The 2,635-nt window shown below is 51.4% G+C and carries 3 protein-coding genes; 1 reads left to right on the top strand and 2 read right to left on the bottom strand.

The window, feature by feature from the left end:
* Positions 1–147 precede the first annotated feature (147 nt).
* Together ACQRCJ_RS12285 and ACQRCJ_RS12280 are read right to left on the bottom strand one after the other, a co-directional pair.
* Positions 148–1,191: a tyrosine-type recombinase/integrase gene (locus ACQRCJ_RS12285; protein WP_427799922.1), complete on the bottom strand. Its 1,044-nt coding sequence runs from the start codon at positions 1,189–1,191 to the stop codon at positions 148–150.
* Between the two features lie 176 nt (positions 1,192–1,367).
* Positions 1,368–2,165 carry a hypothetical protein gene (locus ACQRCJ_RS12280; RefSeq protein ID WP_427799921.1) on the bottom strand — a complete coding sequence of 266 codons (798 nt, stop codon included), beginning with the start codon at positions 2,163–2,165 and terminating at the stop codon, positions 1,368–1,370.
* Between the two features lie 228 nt (positions 2,166–2,393).
* Between ACQRCJ_RS12280 and ACQRCJ_RS12275 the strand changes: the two genes are divergently transcribed.
* The coding region (locus tag ACQRCJ_RS12275) for a hypothetical protein (protein ID WP_427799920.1) at positions 2,394–2,635 on the top strand (242 nt) is incomplete at its 3' end.

Genomic DNA, 2,635 nt, shown 5'->3' with positions numbered 1-2,635 from the left:
GTTTCCAGGGGGGCACGTAAACAGGCTGCCCAGCCTTGCTTATGGCGGCCTTTTTGAGCGTGGGAAACGCTTCGGCTGGTGGTACGGTGTGCGAAGCCGACAAAAAAGGCCGGAGATCGTCTCCCCGGCCTTTCGGTTGTCTGGTTGTTAGCTGGCCTTCAAGGGCTGGTTCATTTCTTCAATCACCCCCGCCAAGTGATCTACTGGGGGGCACAAGCTGTGCAAGTAGGTGTCCGTGGTCGTGGCGCGCTGGTGGCCCAGCATGTGCTGAATATCGCACAGCGTCACCTTGTTCGTGCTTACGAGCATGGAGGCGAAGTAGTGCCGCAGCGCGTGAAAACCGAACTCCCTGACACCAGCTTCACGGCACAGCCGTTTCAGCATGCGGCATATGGAGGGCTGATTCCGTCTGTACGGCCCATGCGTAGCGGGATTGACGAAAACATACGGGCTGCCCTCTGATAGAGGGTGAAGCCGCGTCAACACGTCACGCAGCGTATGGCCGACAGGAACCAGACGGGACGTCTTGGAGCCATTCCGGCTTTTGTGCGTCCACAGCCTGATGGAGCCGTCCAAAACGTCTTCCCATTTCAGGTTGAGCACTTCGCTGAGGCGTGCCCCCGTGTAGCTGATGAACGTTAATATATCTCTTTCCTGCTGCGTAGCAGCGGCGAAGACTTTCTCAACGTCATCCTTTGAAGGGACGTACTTGACGAACTCCTCTTCCGGGAAGGGCTTGACCGCCTGCCAAGGATTGCCGGTAAGCTCTGATTTGTGCCAGTTCCAAAGGGCCTTGAGCGTACGTATACGCCTGTTGGCCGTTTTGGCACCGCTACGGGCCATGACGCCGTTGCTAAAGGCACGTGCCATGCTCAAAGTAACGTCATCCATAGCGCAGTCCTGCAAGCGGCAGTCTTTCCTGATATAGCTGGCGAACTCCCGCAGGTGCTTCTTCTTCTCCCTAAGGGTGTTGGAAGCTATGCGCAGCTCGCAGTCAGCTATGTACTGGCTACAGGCCAGCGAATACATCAAACAGGGCTGTCCTGCCATCGCTGGGGCTTGCCTCATCGCCAACTCCCATATCTTTGCTTCTTGGAGCGTCAGAAAGCGCTTCTTGCGTATTACACCACCTACTTTGACGCTTGCCTCGTACCGACTGCACGTCTTCATCTCTATCTTGTTGATAGCCATAATAGCTGTACCTTCCTTGTTTTGCGTAGTTCAAGACTTCCACAGGGTCGAAACGGGCACTTTTGAGGTTTCCCCCTTGCGGCCTTGTGCTGGGCGGGGTCACAAAGAAGTGGGGATACTGGCGCCACGTCTTCCTAAACGTATTTGGTGCTATCTGTAAGATCTCGGCTATCTGCTTATATGTCATGCACTGCTGCCCCATCGTGTGCCTCCTTGCAAGCTTCTTTGAGAACCCTCAACAGGATGTCATTATCAATGTGGCTCAACGAGGCACATGCCTTGGGCCTGATACGCATAATGTATTCGGTATTGAAGCCGGTACCGTCCAGTTCCTCTTTCAGCATATCGAGGAACAAGAAATAGGCCTTTTCAGTAATCTTTGCCGGTATTTTCGGCGCAAACGGGATGTTTTTCTTATTGATGTAGTTCCACGTCTGCGCACCGCCAGACTTCTTGATAAAGGCCATATCCTGCCCTTTCTTGCCATCCTTAAGAAGGTAGCCAGTATGCATGGCAAAGCTACACTCTTTGACAAGGCATGGCTTCACGCCAGCTGGAGGCACCGTCCCATGAACTGCCGTTATCGATGCATTCCATAGTTTGGAAACTTTTCTATGGTTTGAAGCTTTCAAGTTCAGCTTTTTCGACTCAAAAAGGTTCCCTATCAAATGGAAGTGGAATCCTGTCTTTTGCGTCCATTCGCGCTTGTACACGAACCAGCAGCCCGGGAACCGGTAGACCAGCTTCCTCACGAACTTGGTGAACACGTCCTGGCAGTTAGCAAACCGCTGCGTATCGCAGCATGCACCGGGGATCATCAGGGAGATGAACAGATAAGGCGAGGTAGCTAACGAGCAAAGGGCACGGCGTAAACCTTTATTCCTCTGCTTCCATGACCTCCGTAAGGATTGGTGCTTGTGCCGTCTTTTACGATGAACGTAACGGTGCTTTTTCGTTGAAACCCAGAATTGCATGCCTTGTATCGTAATGAACCTCATAGTAGTTCCTCATAGTTTTATATCTCCTCAACAGTACTTAAATATTTGTGAATAATTATACGTATACTATGGCACCGGGCCGAATTACGATGCTTTTACGGTGGATGCCCACGAAGAAAACCTTTCATTTGAAGATTCCTTTCTTTTTTAATCGCATTGACGATGTGCTATCATCGCAGTACTTTCTTTCATAAGGAGGCTGCCATGAGTGAAAAATCCAAGCTCGACACCAAGAAAGACGACGTTCCCGAGAACTTTTTCCTTGCTTCCAAAAAAGACGGACACCAAATGACCGTCTATTACTCCCAAGCGGCTTGTGCGGTGCTTGAAGAGTGGAAGAAACAAGGCAAGGGCACGAAAAACCAGTTCATCAGCGATGCCATTGTCGAATATGGGATGGCACGGTTTGGGGAAGAACTGGGAGAGGCATTTTCCACGCGTAAGTT

The organism is Desulfovibrio sp. SGI.102, assembly GCF_050314315.1.
Lineage (GTDB): Bacteria > Desulfobacterota > Desulfovibrionia > Desulfovibrionales > Desulfovibrionaceae > Desulfovibrio.
The sequence above is the reverse complement of the archived record's forward strand: the minus strand, read 5'-3'. Positions and strand labels throughout refer to the sequence as shown.

Excerpts from the sequence above, each read along its gene's own strand:
- ACQRCJ_RS12285 (WP_427799922.1), bottom strand. The coding sequence starts at position 1,191 with ATGGCTATCAACAAGATAGAGATGAAGACGTGCAGTCGGTACGAGGCA.
- ACQRCJ_RS12280 (WP_427799921.1), bottom strand. The coding sequence starts at position 2,165 with ATGCAATTCTGGGTTTCAACGAAAAAGCACCGTTACGTTCATCGTAAA.